This is a genomic window from Blastococcus sp. CCUG 61487, assembly GCF_005222955.1.
GTDB lineage: Bacteria > Actinomycetota > Actinomycetes > Mycobacteriales > Geodermatophilaceae > Blastococcus.
The window spans coordinates 1-15,589 of record NZ_LWUA01000259.1 but is presented as its reverse complement, the minus strand read 5'-3'; the positions used below and the strand labels follow the sequence as shown (position 1 = coordinate 15,589).

At 75.4% G+C, this 15,589-nt stretch carries 19 protein-coding genes; 11 read left to right on the top strand and 8 right to left on the bottom strand.

The features are described from left to right. Positions 1-53 precede the first annotated feature (53 nt). The gene (locus A6V29_RS16305) at positions 54-1,115 is read right to left on the bottom strand and encodes a metallophosphoesterase (protein ID WP_137161273.1); all 1,062 of its coding nucleotides are present in this window, start codon (positions 1,113-1,115) and stop codon (positions 54-56) included. 144 nt (positions 1,116-1,259) lie between these two features. Here A6V29_RS16305 and A6V29_RS16300 point away from each other — a divergent pair, with 144 nt between their 5' ends. Genes A6V29_RS16300 through A6V29_RS16290 form a run of 3 tightly spaced genes read left to right on the top strand, consistent with a single transcriptional unit; the run spans position 1,260 to position 3,349 of the window. Further along, positions 1,260-2,111: an NAD-dependent protein deacetylase gene (locus A6V29_RS16300; protein ID WP_249933286.1), complete on the top strand. Its 852-nt coding sequence runs from the start codon at positions 1,260-1,262 to the stop codon at positions 2,109-2,111. Beyond that, positions 2,108-2,407, top strand: a complete 300-nt coding sequence (locus A6V29_RS16295; RefSeq protein WP_137161272.1) for a ubiquitin family protein — start codon at positions 2,108-2,110, stop codon at positions 2,405-2,407. The genes A6V29_RS16300 and A6V29_RS16295 overlap by 4 nt, the downstream gene beginning before the upstream one ends. Positions 2,408-2,446: 39 nt before the next feature. Further along, positions 2,447-3,349, top strand: coding sequence for an MSMEG_6728 family protein (locus tag A6V29_RS16290; protein WP_137161271.1), 903 nt, complete (start codon positions 2,447-2,449; stop codon positions 3,347-3,349). Between the two features lie 10 nt (positions 3,350-3,359). On the opposite strand, the gene A6V29_RS16285 is transcribed toward A6V29_RS16290, so the two are convergent. Then, positions 3,360-3,716, bottom strand: a complete 357-nt coding sequence (locus A6V29_RS16285; RefSeq protein WP_137161270.1) for a VOC family protein — start codon at positions 3,714-3,716, stop codon at positions 3,360-3,362. Between the two features lie 113 nt (positions 3,717-3,829). Here A6V29_RS16285 and A6V29_RS16280 point away from each other — a divergent pair, with 113 nt between their 5' ends. Further along, positions 3,830-4,516 (top strand): YbaK/EbsC family protein, encoded by a 687-nt coding sequence (locus A6V29_RS16280; RefSeq protein ID WP_212719503.1) that lies wholly within the window; start codon positions 3,830-3,832, stop codon positions 4,514-4,516. A gap of 4 nt (positions 4,517-4,520) precedes the next feature. Here A6V29_RS16280 and mscL read toward each other — a convergent pair whose 3' ends face one another. From mscL to A6V29_RS16265, 3 genes are all read right to left on the bottom strand, one after another. After that, on the bottom strand, positions 4,521-4,967 hold the full coding sequence (mscL, locus tag A6V29_RS16275; protein WP_212719501.1) for a large conductance mechanosensitive channel protein MscL: 447 nt from the start codon (positions 4,965-4,967) through the stop codon (positions 4,521-4,523). A 28-nt stretch (positions 4,968-4,995) separates the two neighbouring features. Next, a complete protein-coding gene (gene cpaB / locus A6V29_RS16270; RefSeq protein ID WP_137161269.1) occupies positions 4,996-5,613 on the bottom strand; it encodes a Flp pilus assembly protein CpaB in 618 nt (205 codons plus the stop codon). Between the two features lie 85 nt (positions 5,614-5,698). Further along, complete coding sequence (locus A6V29_RS16265) at positions 5,699-6,049, bottom strand: FmdB family zinc ribbon protein (RefSeq protein WP_137161268.1); 351 nt, start codon at positions 6,047-6,049, stop codon at positions 5,699-5,701. A gap of 173 nt (positions 6,050-6,222) precedes the next feature. Between A6V29_RS16265 and A6V29_RS16260 the strand changes: the two genes are divergently transcribed. Beyond that, complete coding sequence (locus tag A6V29_RS16260; RefSeq protein WP_249933285.1) at positions 6,223-6,594, top strand: ArsR/SmtB family transcription factor; 372 nt, start codon at positions 6,223-6,225, stop codon at positions 6,592-6,594. Continuing rightward, positions 6,591-7,508, top strand: a complete 918-nt coding sequence (locus tag A6V29_RS16255; RefSeq protein ID WP_137161266.1) for a cation diffusion facilitator family transporter — start codon at positions 6,591-6,593, stop codon at positions 7,506-7,508. Before A6V29_RS16260 ends, A6V29_RS16255 begins: the two co-directional genes overlap by 4 nt. Before the next feature lie 21 nt (positions 7,509-7,529). On the opposite strand, the gene A6V29_RS16250 is transcribed toward A6V29_RS16255, so the two are convergent. Further along, positions 7,530-8,927 (bottom strand): LCP family protein, encoded by a 1,398-nt coding sequence (locus A6V29_RS16250; protein WP_249933284.1) that lies wholly within the window; start codon positions 8,925-8,927, stop codon positions 7,530-7,532. Between the two features lie 241 nt (positions 8,928-9,168). On the opposite strand from A6V29_RS16250, the gene A6V29_RS16245 reads away from it, so the two are divergent. Beyond that, a complete protein-coding gene (locus A6V29_RS16245) occupies positions 9,169-9,654 on the top strand; it encodes a MarR family winged helix-turn-helix transcriptional regulator (protein ID WP_137161264.1) in 486 nt (161 codons plus the stop codon). Here A6V29_RS16245 and A6V29_RS16240 read toward each other — a convergent pair. Next, positions 9,651-11,174, bottom strand: a complete 1,524-nt coding sequence (locus A6V29_RS16240; RefSeq protein WP_137161263.1) for a carboxyl transferase domain-containing protein — start codon at positions 11,172-11,174, stop codon at positions 9,651-9,653. The two genes, A6V29_RS16245 and A6V29_RS16240, sit on opposite strands and share 4 nt — an antisense overlap. 53 nt (positions 11,175-11,227) lie before the next feature. Next, entirely contained in the window at positions 11,228-11,821 is a 594-nt protein-coding gene (locus A6V29_RS16235) for a 5-formyltetrahydrofolate cyclo-ligase (protein WP_137161262.1), read from the bottom strand. A 26-nt stretch (positions 11,822-11,847) separates the two neighbouring features. Here A6V29_RS16235 and galU point away from each other — a divergent pair, with 26 nt between their 5' ends. The 4 genes from galU to A6V29_RS16215 all read left to right on the top strand — a co-directional run. Next, positions 11,848-12,765: a UTP--glucose-1-phosphate uridylyltransferase GalU gene (gene galU / locus A6V29_RS16230; RefSeq protein WP_137161261.1), complete on the top strand. Its 918-nt coding sequence runs from the start codon at positions 11,848-11,850 to the stop codon at positions 12,763-12,765. 130 nt (positions 12,766-12,895) lie between these two features. Then, on the top strand, positions 12,896-14,344 hold the full coding sequence (gene glp, locus A6V29_RS16225) for a molybdotransferase-like divisome protein Glp (RefSeq protein WP_137161260.1): 1,449 nt from the start codon (positions 12,896-12,898) through the stop codon (positions 14,342-14,344). A gap of 1 nt (position 14,345) precedes the next feature. Then, positions 14,346-14,963 (top strand): GNAT family N-acetyltransferase, encoded by a 618-nt coding sequence (locus tag A6V29_RS16220; RefSeq protein ID WP_349642956.1) that lies wholly within the window; start codon positions 14,346-14,348, stop codon positions 14,961-14,963. A 192-nt stretch (positions 14,964-15,155) separates the two neighbouring features. Next, the coding region (locus tag A6V29_RS16215; protein ID WP_502700106.1) for a SepX/GlpR family protein at positions 15,156-15,589 on the top strand (434 nt) is incomplete at its 3' end.

Here is a 15,589-nt window from a genome sequence, read left to right as displayed (position 1 = left end):
GGCGGGTGGAGGCGCGGAGGCGGCCTCGCGACGACAACGCCGCCCGAACGCCGTCAGTTCCGCCCCTGGCGGAGAATTCTCGGCCGGTTCGGTGGCGCGGGACCACCGGCGATGGTGAACGCGTCGGTGAAGGTGCCGGTCGCGCTGGCCACGAAGCGGGCGGAGATCCGGTCGGCCGTCACGCGGAGGTGCAGGAAGCCGTGCGTGGGGTCGACGTTCGCGCCGGACCACGCACCGAAGTAGCCCGCCTCCGGATCGGTGGGGTCGACGTCGCGGAGCGCGGTGCCACCGGTGCCCGCGGTCGCGAAGACGGTGCCGTTCCCGCGGACCATCTCGGCGTCGCTGTCCGCGACGCAGTCCGGGTCGAACACGTCGGGGACCACCTCGGTGCATCCGGTGCCCAGCGCGAGCTGGTGGGTCCGCGCGTACAGGTGGTCGTGGCCGGTGAGCACCAGATCGACGCGCTCGCTCATGACCAGCCGGGTGAGGTCGGCGCCGGGCTCGCACGGCTTGGCGCCGATCGAGAAGCACGGCTTGTGCTGGGCCACGACGACCCACGGGATGCCGGTGGCCCGCGCATCGTCGATGGCCGCCGCCGTCCAGGCGTAGCGCGCGCCGCCCTCCGCGTAGACGTAGTGGCCCGTTCCGTCGGTGAACGCGATGTCCGGCGAGATCAGCACGAAGCGGACCACCGGATCGGCCTGCGGGACGTCGACGTACCACTGCCGCCCGTAGCTGCCGACGGCGCCGGGCAGCCGGTGGGGCAGGCAGGCGGCGAACTGGTCGATGTGCACGTCGTCGACGCCGCTGTCGTGGTTGCCCGCGATCAGCTGGAACGGGAAGTCGTCGCCGACCTCGGACCGGACGAGGCCGCACCACGCCTCCTCGGTCCCGGGGACCGCCTGGCGGAGATCACCGAGGGCCAGGTGCAGGTCGGGGTCGACGTCGGCGATGCCGGCCAGCACCGCACGGGTCGCGGCGTGGGTCCCGTAGTCGCCGGCGGCCGTGACGTGGACGACGCCTGCCGCATCGACGCTCCGTGCGCTGGGGCCGACGCCGACCAGGGCGATCCCCAGGCCGGCCACCAGCGCGGGCGCGATCCCGCGTGCCCTCATCGCTCCTCCGCCCGGTGCGGTCCCCCTGCCCCGTGGTCGGCGCGGACGGTAACGGCGCAGGTCGCGAGCGGACCAGGGGTTCGCGCCCCGTCCGATGGCTACGGGCGCGGGCGCGACGCCCGCTCAGCAGGGACCATGGGCCTCGTGACCCTCGCGCCACCCTCCCCGGCCGGCACGGCCATGGATGCGCTGGCCGCCCTGGTGGCCGACGGCGACGTCGTCGTGCTGTCCGGTGCCGGCCTGTCCACCGACTCGGGCATCCCCGACTACCGGGGCGTCACCGGCAGCCTGCGCCGGCACACGCCGATGACGTACCAGACCTTCACCCGGGATCCCCGCGGCCGGCACCGCTACTGGGCGCGCAGCTTCGTGGGGTGGCGGCAGATCCGCGAGGCGCAGCCCAACGACGGGCACCGGGCGGTCGCGGCCCTCCAGGCGGCGGCGCTGCTGGGCGGGGTGATCACCCAGAACGTCGACGGGCTGCACCAGGCCGGCGGGGCGAGCGACGTCGTCGAGCTCCACGGCGGGCTCGACCGGACCGTCTGCCTGGGCTGCGGGGACGTCGCCGACCGGGCGGGGCTGGACGATCGGCTGCGCGCGGTCAACCCCGACTTCGGTCCGCGGGTCGAGGAGATCAACCCCGACGGCGATGCCGAGCTGCCGGACGAGCTGCTGGACGGGTTCGTGATGGTCGACTGCCTCGCCTGCGGGGGCGGGCCGCTCAAGCCCGACGTCGTCTTCTTCGGCGAGACGGTGCCGCGGGACCGCGTCGACGGCTGCTTCGCGAGGGTCGAGGGCGCCGGCAGCCTGCTGGTGCTCGGCTCCTCGTTGACGGTGATGAGCGGCTACCGGTTCGTGCTCCACGCAGCCAAGCTCGGCATTCCGGTGGCGATCGTGAACGTCGGGCCGACCCGAGGGGACGCGAAGGCCGACGTGCGCGTCGACGCCCCGCTGGGCGAGGTGCTGCCGGCGCTCGCCGCCCGCCTGTGCGGATGACACGGGAGGTCGAGCGGACCGAGGACGGCCGGTACGTCGTGGTCGACGGCCGTCGCTGGCGGACGGCGGACCCGGCGCTGCCCGACGCGGTGCGCGAGCGGCTGCTGCACCACCTGGGCGTCGCCCGGTCCGCGGTGCGCACGTCCGCGGGGGACGACGCCGCGGTGGCCGCCGCCCGGGCACGGGTGCAGCTGGCCAAGACCGGCCTGGGGGAGCGCGGCACCGCCTGGTGGGAGCAGTCGGACGACGAGCGGCGGGACCGCTGGGAGTCGGCGCTGCGCGCCCTCGACGGTTGATCCGGCGGGCAGGGCCGGGCTCGGTCACGATGGCAGGCGATGCAGACCTTCCTCCCGGTCGCCGACTTCACCGAGTCTGCCCGCCTCCTGGACAACCCCCGGCTCGGGAAGCAGCGGGTCGAGTGCCTGCAGGTGCTGCGCGCGCTCGAGCTGCCCGACTACGGCTGGGCCAACCACCCGGTGGTCACCATGTGGCGCGGGTACACGGCGGGGCTGGTCGTGTACTCGCTGGCGATGGTCCACGTCTGGCGGGAGCGCGGGTTCGCCGACACCACCGAGCAGCTCATCGCCGAGTTCGCTCCCGACGCCGCGGCGATGTCGCAGGAGGAGGCGGCCGCCGCGGGCCTGCTCCCGCCCTGGGTAGGGGACGAGCAGTTGCACCTCTCGCACCGGTCCAACCTGCTGGCCAAGGATCCGGCGTTCTACCGGCCCCGGTTCCCCGGTGACCCCGACGACCTGCCCTACCTGTGGCCCGGCCCCGGCGACGTCCCGCCAGCTCCGGCACGCGAGGGCGTGCGGGTGTGGGTGGTCCGGCCGCGGGCGCACGCCGAGCTGGGCGCCTGCCTGGCCGCGGGGGTCGTCGGGCTGGGCACCCAGTCGGGCATCGACGTCGACGCCACCGGGCTCTCCCCGGCCGAGCTGCGCGCCCTGTCCAAGGAGCTCTCCGGCCGCCGGCCGGCCAAGGACCTGCGCCAGCTGTCGGCCTTCCTCGACGAGATGCGGCCAGGGGACCCGGTGGCGCTGCCCGTCGAGCACGGCGCCGGCCTGCTGCTCGGGGAGGTCGTCGGCGACTACCTGTTCCAGGGACGCGAGCTGCTCCCGCACCGCCGGCCGGCCCGCTGGAACCGGGTGGTCCCGCGGTCGGCCGCGCGACCGCCCGCCACGCTGCAGGACCCCCGCGCGCTGTTCCAGGTCGTGCTCGACCCCGCTGTGCTGGGCTGAGCGGGCAGGCTCACGCGTCCCAGACCAGGCAGAAGGGGTGGCCGACCGGGTCGGCGTACACGCGGAAGTCGCCGCCGCCACCGGGCAGCCGGCGGGCACCGAGGGCGAGCACCTTCGGTTCGGCCTCGTCGACGTCGGCGACGCGGATGTCGAGGTGGAACTGCTGGGGGCGCTCCGGATCGGGCCAGTCCGGCGCCCGGAGGTCCGGTGCCTGCTGGAAGGCGATGCGGTAGCCGGCGCCGGTGATGACCACCCAGTCGTCGCCGGGGGCGCCCTTCACCTCCATCCCGAGCAGGTCGGCGTAGAAGCGCGCGAGGGCGTGCGCATCGGGCGCGTCGATCACGACGGAGTGCAGCTGGCCGATCATGTGCCCATCCTGGCCCCGGGTGGTGACGGTCTCCATCCGGATTCCGGTCGGGCGCCGAAGGGATCCGGCCACCCCGGCTGCGGCGGGCGCTCGCGGTGGCGCAGGATCGGACCGTGCCACCGATCCTCGGTTCCCTGACCTGGCTGCCTGCCGCGGAGCACCCCGATCTGCTCGGCGCGCCGGTGGCCGCGGCGCTGGACGGCCTGGGTGGCCAGGCGTGGGTGGCCGCGATCGACGAGGACCTCGCCGACACCGCGGCGTTCACCGAGGCCTACGGGGTGCCGGCCGACGCCTCGGCCAACTGCGTGGTGGTCGCCGCCCGGCGGGCCGGGCGGACCACGCTGGCCGCGTGCCTCGTGCTGGCGACCACCAGGGCCGACGTGAACGGACTGGTGCGCCGGCACCTGGACGCCCGGAAGGCGTCGTTCGCCCCGCAGGACGTCGCGGTCGCCGAGACGGGCATGGCCTACGGCGGCATCACCCCGCTGGGGCTGCCGGAGTCGTGGCCGGTGCTCGTCGACGCCGCCGTCGCCGCCGCCGAGCTGGTCGTCGTCGGCTCGGGCATCCGCGGCAGCAAGCTCGCCGTCCCGGGCGCGGCGCTCGCGGAGCTGCCGGGCGCAGAGGTGCTCGAGGGCCTGGGCCGGCCACTGGGCGCGACCGCACCGCCGGCCGTCCCCCCGGCCCCGCCGCGCCGGGCGCCCGATGACACCGACGTGGGGTGGGGGGAGCGGCCGGCCGACCTCTCCGACAGCGACCGGCGCTACCTGGAGGACCGGCCGCCGCACTGGGGCAGCGACTGATCGATCAGAGCTGCCCGGGCAGGGACGTCGTCCCCGGGCCCGACGGGTCGTGACCCGGCCCCTGCCCCCGCTGGGCGCGGAGGAGGTCGCGGATCTCGACGAGCAGCTCCACCTGCGTCGGCTCGGCCGGGCCGACCTCCTCTCCGCGCTTGCGGCGCTCGATGATCCGCTTCATGGGGACCACCACCACGAAGTAGACGACGGCGGCGGTGAGCACGAACGTGATCACCTGGTTGACGAAGCTCCCCCAGGTGAACACCTGCCCGTCGACGGTCACCGTGCCACCGTCCACCCCGCCGCCGGCGATCAGCCCGATGAGCGGCTCGAGGAACGACTCGGTGAACGACGTGACCACCGCGGTGAACGCGGCGCCGATGACGACGGCCACGGCGAGGTCCACGACGTTGCCGCGGAGCAGGAAGTCCTTGAATCCCTTCAGCATGTCGGTCATCCAACCGTCCGCGGGCCGCGCTGGACAGTCATGGCGGCGGGAGGCTCACCGTGAGTGTCGCGCTGGTGGCCGCGGCCGCGAGCCGGGCCGCGGTACCGGGGTCCACGGCGACCAGGAGGAGGCCCGCGGCCGGGTCCTCGCCCGCACCGCCGGCCGCCAGCACACGGACCCCTTCGGCGAGGGTCTCCGCCTCGGTGGCCCCCGTCGCGGTGGCCAGCACGTCGACGGTGTCGCCGGTGCGCACCAGCCCGGCCACGGCGAGATCGGCCAGGCGGACCGGCGCGGCGACCTGGCCGGCCGGGAGCAGGGCGGTGAGCCCCGGACCCACGAGGCGGGCGTCGGTCAGGGGCTCACCGGCGCGGACCCCACCGGCGAGCACGCGGCCGAGCAGCAGGTCGGGGTCGGCGACCACGCCGGCCGGGGCGGTGCCGGGCGGATAGCGGGCCAGCGCGAGATCGCCGGAGTCCAGGGCCCGGCCGGCGTCCAGCGCCCGGGCCGCGACGACGACGGGCGGCGGCTCGGGGCCGGTCGCGGCCGCCGGTGGGTCGGGGCGCAGGGCGAGGACCAGTGCGGCCACCGCGAGCAGCGCGGCGGCCGCCCGGCGGGCCAGCAGGGCCGGCGAGCGGGGACGGCGGAGACGCGGCATGCGCCGACCCTGCCGCTCGCGGAGGTCGGACGGCGGGCCGGATCGGAGGTTGTGGACGGGCCCGTCGGCTGTGGACGGGCCGCCGTCAGCCGGCGGTGGAGGAGCCGGAGCTCCCGGACCCGGACGACGTCGTCGCCGGGGCCGGCGTCGACGTGCTGCTGCCGGAGTCGCCCGAGGACGAGCCGTTCGACGACGAGTCACCCGACGAGGAGCTCCCGGTGGCGGCCTTCGACGACGACGACGACGAGGAACCGTTCCGGCTGTCGGTGCGGTAGAAGCCCGAGCCCTTGAAGACGACGCCGACGGAGCCGTAGACCTTGCGCACGGGGGCGCCGCACTCGACGCACTCGGTGAGGGCGGGGTCGCTGAACGACTGCACCACCTCGAACTCGTGCTTCCCCTCGGTGTTCGTGCAGGCGTACTGGTAGGTGGGCACGTCGGTGGTCTCCCTGTCGAGCGGAGGTGGGGTGGCGGGTTGGCACTCTCACCCGCCGACTGCCAATCATGCCACTCGACGCACCCCGTCCCGGTGATGAGGCAGGCGGCATGCGTCACCTCGAGTGGAACGACCACGGGTATCATCGGCAATGACCGATGAAAGGTGGCCAGGTGAGCGACGCGAGTGGGACGCCGTCCGACGCACCGGTGGACGAGGCCGCGGCGCTGGCCGCGGCCGCGCTGCTGTTCCGGGGCCTCGGTGACCCGAACCGGCTGCTGATCCTGCGGCACCTCATGCTCGGGCCGCACAAGGTGCGGGAGCTGACCGAGCACCTGGGGCTGGCGCAGTCGACCGTCTCCCAGCACTGCCTGTGCCTGGCCGACTGCGGGCTCGTCGAGTCGCGGCCGGAGGGGCGGGCCACCGTCTACTCGCTCGCTCGACCGGAGCTGTTCGAGCTGCTCGGTGCGGCCGAGCGACTGCTCGCGGCCACCGGCGACGCGGTCACGCTCTGCCGCGTCCAGGGCGAGGCGATCGCGTCGTGAGCGGCGGCCACGCGCACGGCGGCCCGGCCGGTGACCGGCGCCGGCTCGCCGTCGTGCTCGCGCTCACCGCCTCGGTCCTGGTGGTCCAGCTCGTGGGAGCGCTGCTGTCGGGGTCGCTGGCGCTGCTCGCCGATGCGGCGCACGCCGCCACCGACTCCGCGGGCCTGGCCATCGCGCTGGTCGCGGCCACGCTGGCGCTGCGCCCGGCCTCACCACGCCGCACGTGGGGCTTCCGGCGGGCGGAGGTCCTCGGCGCCGCCCTCCAGGCCGCCGTCCTGCTGCTGGTGGGGGGATACATCGCCGTCGAGGCCATCGGCCGGTTGTCCGCACCACCCGAGGTCGACCCGACGGCCGTGCTGGTCTTCGGCGCCATCGGCCTGGCGGCCAACCTGGTCGGCATCGTCGTCCTGAGCCGGGGCGGCGGGACCGGCGGCGTGAACATGCGCGCCGCCCTGCTCGAGGTGATCAACGACGCCCTCGGCTCGGTGGCCGTGCTGCTGGCGGCGGGGGTCATCGCGGTGACCGGCTGGCAGCAGGCCGACGCCGTCGCCTCGCTCGTCGTCGTCGCGCTGATCGTGCCGCGGACGATCGCGCTGCTGCGGGAGACCCTGTCGGTCCTGCTGGAGAGCACCCCGCCCGGCCTGGACCTCGACGACGTCCGGGCGCACCTGCTCGAGCTGCCGCACGTCCAGGACATCCACGACCTGCACGCCTCGCAGATCACCAGCGGCCTGCCGGTGGTGTCCGCCCACGTGGTCGTGGACGACTCCTGCTTCCGCGACGGGCACGCCCCGCAGGTCCTCGACCAGCTGCAGGCGTGCCTGGCCGAGCACTTCCCGGTCAGCGTCGAGCACTCCACCTTCCAGCTGGAGCCGGCCACGCACCGCACCCACGAGCCCTCGACGCACCACTGACGCCCGGCCGGGTCGCCGGGATCAGTTGATGCAGGAGGTGTCCGCGGCCGTCCGCGGCGCCTCGGCGTCTCCCGCGGGAGCGTCGGCGGCCGGTGCCTCCACCGCCTGGCCGACCGCGGTGAAGTCCGACCCGAGGACCAGCTGCACCGTGCCGGTCGCGACGTCGTCGTCCTGGCTGGTCGTCGCGCCCGGGACGGCCGCCGCCAGGGTGGCCGCGAGGGCCTCGTCGCCGGGCGCGTGCCGGATCTCGGTTCGGGTGTAGTCCGCGCTGTCGGCGTTGCCGGTGCTGCTCACCGGGAAGCCCTGATCCTCGAGGCCGGCGGCGGCCTCCGCGGCGAGCCCGGGGACGCCGGACCCGTTGAAGACGGCGACCTCCACCTCACCCGGGTCGACGGTGGCGGGCGCCTCGGGGGCCGGTGCGGTGTCGCCGCCGGTGTCGTCGGACAGGTCGGCGAAGAAGTCGTGCAGGACGTCCTCGTCCGCCAGGCGCACGATCGACCTGCCCTCCTCGCGGTCCGGGCCGAGGTTGGGGACCGTCTGGAACTGGATGTCGTCGGCGGTGACCGACTGCATCTGGGCGGCGAGGTCGAGCAGCTTGAGGGACTCGTCGACGGTCAGCGACTCCGCAGCGGCCTCCACGAGCCGGCGCTGCTTGCCCAGGTCCAGCAGGACGTCGTCGGAGAGCAGCTTGCGGATCATCGCGCCGATGAAGGTCTGCTGGCGCACGATCCGGTCCAGGTCCCCGCGCGGGAGCCCGTTCCGCTGCCGGACGAAGGCCAGCGCCTGCTCCCCGCTGATCGTCTGGGGGCCGGCCGGCAGGTCGATCCCCGAGTCCGCGTCCTTGGCCGGGGCGCACAGGTCGACCTCGACGCCGCCGACGACCTCCGACAGCTTGAAGAAGCCCAGCAGGTCGACCTCGGCGTAGTGGTCGATCTTCAACCCGCTCAGCCCGCTGATCGTCTGGATGAGCAGCTGCGCGCCGGCGGCCTGGCGCTGCGCGTCGGTGGCGTCGTCACCGGCCTCGAACTGGTGGCCGTAGGCGTAGGCGGCGTTCAGCTTGTCGGTGCCGTAGCCGGGGATCTCCACCCACGAGTCGCGGGGGAAGGAGACGAACGACGCCTGGGAACCGTCGGACGGCACGTGCACCAGGATCATCGTGTCGGTGTTGATGCCCTCGTTGGTGGTGGTGTTCAGCTGGGCGAGCTCCGCCTCGCTGGCACTGGCGCGGCTGTCGTTGCCCACCAGCAGCAGGTTCATCGAGGCGCCGTCGTCGCCGATGCCCTCGTTGCCCTCCGCGGGGAGCGCGTCCGTGCGGTTGAGGCTCGCGTCCGCGACCCGGCCGAGGTACCAGCCCCAGCCGCTGCCGGCGAGGACGGCCGCCGCGACGACGGTGCTCACCAGCCGCAGCGCCACCGCCACGCGCCGGCCCCGGTTCGTCGCCTGAGCGGGCGCCCGGCCAGGGGCCTGCCGCGGGTCCAGGTGAGGGGGCAGCGGGCGACCGCCGGGGCTGCGCGGGCCTGAGCGCGTCACCGTCGTCCTCCCCTCGGGCCGGCCGGCGCGGATCGAGCTCCCGCTCGGCCGGTGGCGTCCGCACGACGATACGGCGCGGACCTGTGGGGACGGCGGAGCCGCGAGCGGGCCGGGACGTACGGTTCGCGCCGTGACGCAGCGGTGGCTGGACGAGGAGCAACAGCGGACCTGGCGCGCCTGGCTGTCGGTCTCGGAGCTGGTGCCCCGGGTGCTCGACGCGCAGCTCCAGCGGGACGCCGGCATCAGCCACGCCGCCTACGTCGTGCTCGCCATGCTGTCGGAGGCGCCGCACCGCAGCCGCCGGATGAGCGACCTCGCCCGGCGGGCCAACCAGTCGCAGAGCCGGCTCTCGCACACCGTCGCCCGGCTGGAGGAGCGAGGCTGGGTGCGGCGGGAACGGTCCACCGACGACGGCCGCGGCAACGTCGCCGTCCTCACCGATGCGGGCTGGGACGTCGTCCGTTCCCTGGCCCCCGGGCACGTGGCCGCCGTCCGCGATGCGGTGTTCGCGCCCCTCGGCCCGGAGCAGACCCGCGCGCTGGGGGACGCGTTGGTCGCCATCCTGGAGCGCCTCGACCCCGACCACGTGCTGCGCGTGGAGGACGCGGTCGACTAACGGCCGAGGTGGCGGTACCTGTGCAGCCGCGTCCGCAGGCGCTCGGTGTCGTCGCGGCCCAGCAGTCCGGCCAGCTCCTCGCCGAGCACCCGCCCCAGCCGCAGGCAGAACTCGGTGGGTTCGTCGGCGGCGTCGGGCCGCTCGGCGACGACGCGGTCGACGATCCCGGCCCGCCGCAGGTCGGCGGCCCGCACCCCCTGCGCCTGGGCCATCTCACCGGCGTGGTCGAGGTCGCGGTGCACGATCGCCGAGGCGCCCTCCGGCGGCAGCGGGCCGAGCCAGCCGTTGGCCGCGGCCAGCACCCGGTCGGCCGGCACCAGCGCCAGCGCCCCGCCGCCGGTGCCCTGCCCGAGCAGCACCGCCAGCGTCGGCGCCTCGAGCACGACCATGTCCTCCAGGCAGCGGGCGATCTCCCCGGCCAGCCCGCCCTCCTCCGCCTCCCGGGACAGCGCCGCCCCCGGCGTGTCGATCAGGGTCACCAGCGGCAGTCGGAGCTCCTGCGCCAGGTGCATGCCCCGCCGGGCCTCCCGCAGCGCAGCCGGCCCCAGCGGTGCGGCCAGCGACTGCCCGCGACGGTCCTGGCCGAGGACCACGCAGGGGGCCCCGCCGAACCGGGCCAGCGCCAGCAGCAGGCCGGGGTCCTTCTCCCCGGCCCCCGTGCCGGACAGGCCCACGATGTCGGTGGCCGCGGTGCGCAGCAGCCGTCGCACGCCCGGCCGGTCGGTCCGGCGCGAGGCGGTCACGACGTCCCACGCGCTCCGCTCGTCCGCGCCGTCCGGGACGTCGTCCTCCGGCCGGGGACGCTCAGCGGTGGCGACGTCGAGGTGCCAGGTCTGGCGGGCGGCCAGCACCCGCAGCGCGCGGTCGGCCACCTCCGCGAGCTCCTCGTGCGGGACGACGGCGTCGATGAGCCCGAGCTCGGCCATGTTCTCCGCCGTCTGCACGCCCTCGGGGAACGGTTCGCCGTACAGCGACTGGTAGACCCGCGGCCCGAGGAACCCGATCGAGGCACCCGGCTCGCCGATGGTCACGTGCCCCAGCGAGCCCCACGAGGCCAGCACCCCGCCGAAGGTCGGGTGCCGCAGGTAGACGAGGTAGGGCAGGCCGGCTCGCTTGTGCCGGGCGATGGCCGCGGTGATGCCGATCATCTGGAGGAAGGCCACCGTGCCCTCCTGCATGCGGGTGCCGCCCGACACCGGGGCGGCGAGCAGCGGCAGCCCCTCCTCGGTGGCCCGCTCGACGGCGGCGATCAGCCGCTCGGCGGCGGCGACCCCGATGGAGCCGGCGAGGAAGCCGAACTCGCCGGCGACGACGGCGACGCGGCGGCCGCGCAGCCGGCCCTCGCCGGTGATGATCGCCTCGTCCTGGCGGGTCTTCTCCGCCGCCTCGGCCAGCTCGCGGGCGTAGTCGGCCGGCACGTCGCGCACGGCGATGGGGGAGTCCCAGGACTGCCAGGACCCGGGGTCGAGCACCAGGTCACGCAGGGCGCGGGCATCCAGCCGGGGAGGTGGCGCGGTCATGGCGCCGATGATCTCCGTCTCCCGCGCGCCGGGCCACACCACCCCCTCAGCGGTCAGCGGTCAGGGGGCAGGTCCAGCCAGCCACCGGACGGCGTGACGACGGCGGTCACCCGGTGGTCGTGCGGCTCGCCGGGGAGCGCGTCGACGAGCTCGTCGTCGAAGAGCACCGCCACCAGGGTCGTCCCGGGCCGGGTGTGCCGCAGGGCCCGGTCGTAGTAGCCGGCGCCGCGGCCCAGCCGCACCCCGCCGCGGGAGACCGCCAGCGCCGGGACGACGACGGCCTCCGCCGTCGCGAGCTCGCCGGGCGCCAGCCGCGGGCCGACGGGCTCCAGCAGGCCGAACCGCCCAGGGGCGAGGCGCCCGACGTCGACGGCCCACGCCAGCTCCCCGCCCTCGGGCGGCACGACCGGAAGGAGCACCCGAGCGCCGAGCCGGCCCAGCCCGTCCCGGAGCCGCCCGTGCCCCGGCTCGAGCTCGTCCGGTACGTGCGCGGCGAGCGTGCGCACCCCCGCGAGCCCCTCGACCAGGGCCGCGGTGACGGCCGCGGCGGCGGCCTCCCGTTCCGCGGGTGGACGGCTCCGGCGAACGGCCAGGTACCGCGCGCGCAGCGCCCGCTTCGCGGTACCCGGGTCGAGCTCGGGGGTCATCCCGGCAGGCTAGTTAGGCTGCCGCCATGACGAGCGCAGGCGCCCGCCCAGCACGCAAGGCCGTCATCCCCGTCGCGGGGATGGGCACCCGGTTCCTGCCGGCGACCAAGGCGGTGCCCAAGGAGCTGCTGCCGGTGGTCGACAGGCCGGCGCTGCAGTACATCGTCGAGGAGGCGGCCCGCGCCGGCCTCGGCGACGTGCTCATGGTGACCGGGCGCAACAAGGGCGCCATCGAGGACCACTTCGACCGGCACCCCGAGCTCGAGGCGCTGCTGGAGAAGAAGGGCGACGGCGACCGGCTCGCGGCGGTGCACGAGTCCACCGACGTCGCCGCCGTGAACTTCGTGCGCCAGGGCGAGGCCCTCGGACTCGGCCACGCCGTCCTGCAGGCCGCACCTTTCGTCGGTGACGAACCGTTCGCGGTGCTCCTCGGCGACGACCTCATCGACGCGCGCGACCACCTGCTCGAGCAGATGCTCGCCGTGCAGGCCGAGCACGGCGGCTGCGTCATCGCGCTGCTCGACGTGGGCCGGGAGAACATCGACAAGTACGGCGCGGTGGCGATCGAGGAGGACACCCAGGAGGGTGTCGTCACGATCACCGGTCTGGTCGAGAAGCCGCCCGTCGACCAGGCCCCCAGCAGCCTGGCGATCATCGGCCGCTACGTGCTGGCCCCGGAGATCTTCGACGTGCTGCGCGAGACCGCGCCCGGCCGCGGTGGCGAGATCCAGCTGACCGACGCGCTGGCCACCCTGGTCGAGCGCGGCGAGCCGGTGCACGGCGTCGTCTTCGACGGCCGCCGGTACGACACCGGCGACAAGCTCGACTACCTCAAGGCCGTCATCCGGCTGGCTTCCGAGCGTGACGATCTGGGGCCGGCGCTGCGCTCCTGGCTGCACGAGTTCGTGAGCGAGCTGCCCGCCGAGGGCGCGTCGCCGTCCTGACCGGGCCTCGCAGGAGGCACCATCGCAGGCGTCGGGGCACGGGACCGGCCTCCGACCGGGGCCGGCAGGTGCCACACGGGCCGGTGTCGGCCGCACGACGGACGGCACGGCGGATGCACTGGTGGTGGGGATGACGATCGACGACGCGGACGGGACCGGCGGGACGCGCCCGGGCTACCGGGACACCGCCCAGGTCGACATGCCGATGGCGCCGCCACGCCCGTCGGCGCCCCTCCCCGTCCGGACGCGCGGCGGCGAGACGTCCCGCGAGGTGCCGCCGGTGCCCACCCCCCGGCCGGTCGTGGAGGGCCCCATCCCGCTGCCGCCCGCCGAGTCGGTGCCCCTGTCCACGGTCTGCACGGTGGAGCGGCACCTCGACGAGATCCTCGGCAGCGTGCCCCAGGTGGACCCGATCGAACTGGCGGTGCTCGACGCCCAGGGGCTCCTGTGCGCGGAGGAGGTCGTCAGCCAGCGGGCGCTGCCGGCGTTCGACCAGGCGGCGCTCGACGGCTACGCGGTCCGCTCGGAGGACGTCGCCGGGGCGCGGATGTCGGCCCCGGTGTCGCTGGCGGTGGTGGGGGAGAGCGTCGCCGGCACCGGTGTGTTCCACACGTCGATCGGCCCCGGCCTGGCCTTCCGGGTCACCGCGGGCGCGATGCTGCCGGCCGGTGCCGACGTCGTCGTCCCCGCGGTGTGGACCGACCAGGGCACGGTGCAGGTGGAGGTGCTGGCCGGCCCGCCCGCCGGGGGCTACGTGCGCCGAGCTGGCGACGACGTCGCACCCGGCGACCCCGCCGTCCAGGTGGGCACGCCGATCGGCCCCGCGCAGATCAGCCTGCTGGCCGCCGTGGGCCGCGAGCGGGTGCTCGTCCGCCCGCGGCCGCGCATCGCCGTGCTGTGCGCCGGCCCCGAGCTCGTCGACGTCGGCACCTCGCCGGCGCCGGGGCAGGTGGTCGACGTGAACAGCTACGCGCTGGCCGCGGCCGCGCGCGACGCGGGTGCCGAGGCCTACCGCTCCGGCATCCTGCCGAGCGACCGGCGCCGGCTGACCGAGGTCCTCGAGAGCCAGCTGCTGCGCAGCGACCTGGTGCTGATCGCCGGCACCATGTCGCCCGGCGGGTTCGACATGGTGCAGGAGGTGCTGGCCGAGCTCGGCCAGATGCAGTTCCGCCAGGTGACCATGCACCCCGGGCCGGTCCAGGGCTTCGGCCGGCTGGGTCGCGACCAGGTGCCGGTGCTCTGCGTGCCCGGGGAGCCGGTGGCCGCGCTGGTCGCCTTCGAGGTGTTCGTGCGCCCGGCCATCCGGCTCATGCTCGGCAAGCGCCAGCTCTTCCGCCGGACCGTGCAGGCGATCGCCGGGCAGCCCCTCGCCTCGCCGCTGGGCTACCGGCAGTACCTGCACGGCACCGTCATGCGGCACCCCGACGGCGGCTACGTGGTCGAGCCGGTCGGTGACGGCACCGATGCGCTGCTGGCCCGGATGGCGCGCGCCAACTGCCTGATCGTGATCGACGAGGACGTCACCGACGTGGCCGCCGGTGGGCTGGTCACCGTGATGCCGCTGCTCCTCGGCGGCTGACCTGGACCCCGCGCTGCACCCCGGCTGGCCGGCGACGCTGAGCTGGGGGCCTGTCGAGCTGCATCCCCTGCGCCGCCGCGACGCCGCCGAGTGGAGCCGGCTGCGGCTGGTCAACGAGGCGTGGCTGCGGCCGTGGGAGCCGACCGTCGCCCAGCCGTGGGGGGAGCGGCACACCCCGGCGGCGTACCGGGCGATGCGCCGGGCTGCCGCCCGCCGGGCGCGGGTGGGCACCTCGCTGCCGTTCGCCGTCCGCGTGGAGGGGCGGCTGGCCGGTCAGGTCACCGTGGACAACGTCGTGCGCGGCGCGCTCCGCTCGGGCTTCCTCGGCTACTGGATCGACGGCGGTCTGGCCGGGCGGGGCATGGGCTCGCTGGCCGTGGCTTTGGTGTGCGACCACGCGTTCGGCCCGGCGGGGCTGCACCGGCTGCAGGCCGACATCCGGCCGGAGAACACCGCGAGCCGGCGCCTCGTCGAGCGGCTCGGCTTCACGCCCGAGGGGTTGCTGCGCCGCTACCTCGACATCGACGGGGAGTGGCGGGACCACGTGACCTACGCGCTGCTCGCCGACGACCTGCCCGGGGGTGCGCTGGCCCGCTGGCGGGAGCGCACCGGGGGGTGACGGTCCGCCGTTAGCACGCTGCGGTGGTGGGTGACCGCCTCGCCCGTGTCGACACGCCGATACGTCGTCACACCAGTCACACGACTCGATCGACGACACGCCGCGCGCCTCCCTCGATCGGGGGGTGTGCCTGCATAACCTCGCCGTCGCGAGTGACTCATGTGACAGGTGGTGTAGGCAATGGGATCAGGCGTGCTCCTGGCTGCTCTGGTCGTCCTCTGGTTCGTCGTGCTGGTCCCCATGGTGGTGACCCGCGGTGACGCGCAGGACGGCCGGACCGAGCGTGCCGATTCGGGGCGGACCCTGCAGCGGCGGCGCGCGTCCACCCCGGTCGCATCCGTCGACACCGAGCGCGTGTCCATCGATCGGGTGGCGCTGCTGAGCAGCGGCGAGCTCAAGGTCGACGTGCACGCCCTGCGCCGCCGCACGCTCGGCGGCCTGGTCGCCCTCGCGCTCGTCGCGCTCGTCGGCGCCGTCGTCGTCACCCCCTGGCTGTGGCTGGCGCAGGTCGTCCTCGACCTCGCCGTCGTCGGGTACGTGCTCGTGCTGCGCAAGGTGGCCCGCCGCGAGCGGCTGGCCGCCCGTCGCGCCGCGCGGGCCGCGGCCCGCGAGCGCCTGCGTCCGGC

Bases quoted from the DNA above. Each gene is read 5' to 3' on its own strand.
- A6V29_RS16235 (WP_137161262.1), bottom strand. From the start codon at position 11,821: ATGACCCCCGAGCTCGACCCGGGTACCGCGAAGCGGGCGCTGCGCGCG.
- A6V29_RS16290 (WP_137161271.1), top strand. From the start codon at position 2,447: ATGCAGACCTTCCTCCCGGTCGCCGACTTCACCGAGTCTGCCCGCCTC.
- mscL (WP_212719501.1), bottom strand. From the start codon at position 4,967: ATGACCGACATGCTGAAGGGATTCAAGGACTTCCTGCTCCGCGGCAAC.
- A6V29_RS16295 (WP_137161272.1), top strand. From the start codon at position 2,108: ATGACACGGGAGGTCGAGCGGACCGAGGACGGCCGGTACGTCGTGGTC.
- A6V29_RS16285 (WP_137161270.1), bottom strand. From the start codon at position 3,716: ATGATCGGCCAGCTGCACTCCGTCGTGATCGACGCGCCCGATGCGCAC.
- glp (WP_137161260.1), top strand. From the start codon at position 12,896: ATGACGATCGACGACGCGGACGGGACCGGCGGGACGCGCCCGGGCTAC.
- A6V29_RS16240 (WP_137161263.1), bottom strand. From the start codon at position 11,174: ATGACCGCGCCACCTCCCCGGCTGGATGCCCGCGCCCTGCGTGACCTG.
- A6V29_RS16305 (WP_137161273.1), bottom strand. From the start codon at position 1,115: ATGAGGGCACGCGGGATCGCGCCCGCGCTGGTGGCCGGCCTGGGGATC.
- cpaB (WP_137161269.1), bottom strand. From the start codon at position 5,613: ATGCCGCGTCTCCGCCGTCCCCGCTCGCCGGCCCTGCTGGCCCGCCGG.
- galU (WP_137161261.1), top strand. From the start codon at position 11,848: ATGACGAGCGCAGGCGCCCGCCCAGCACGCAAGGCCGTCATCCCCGTC.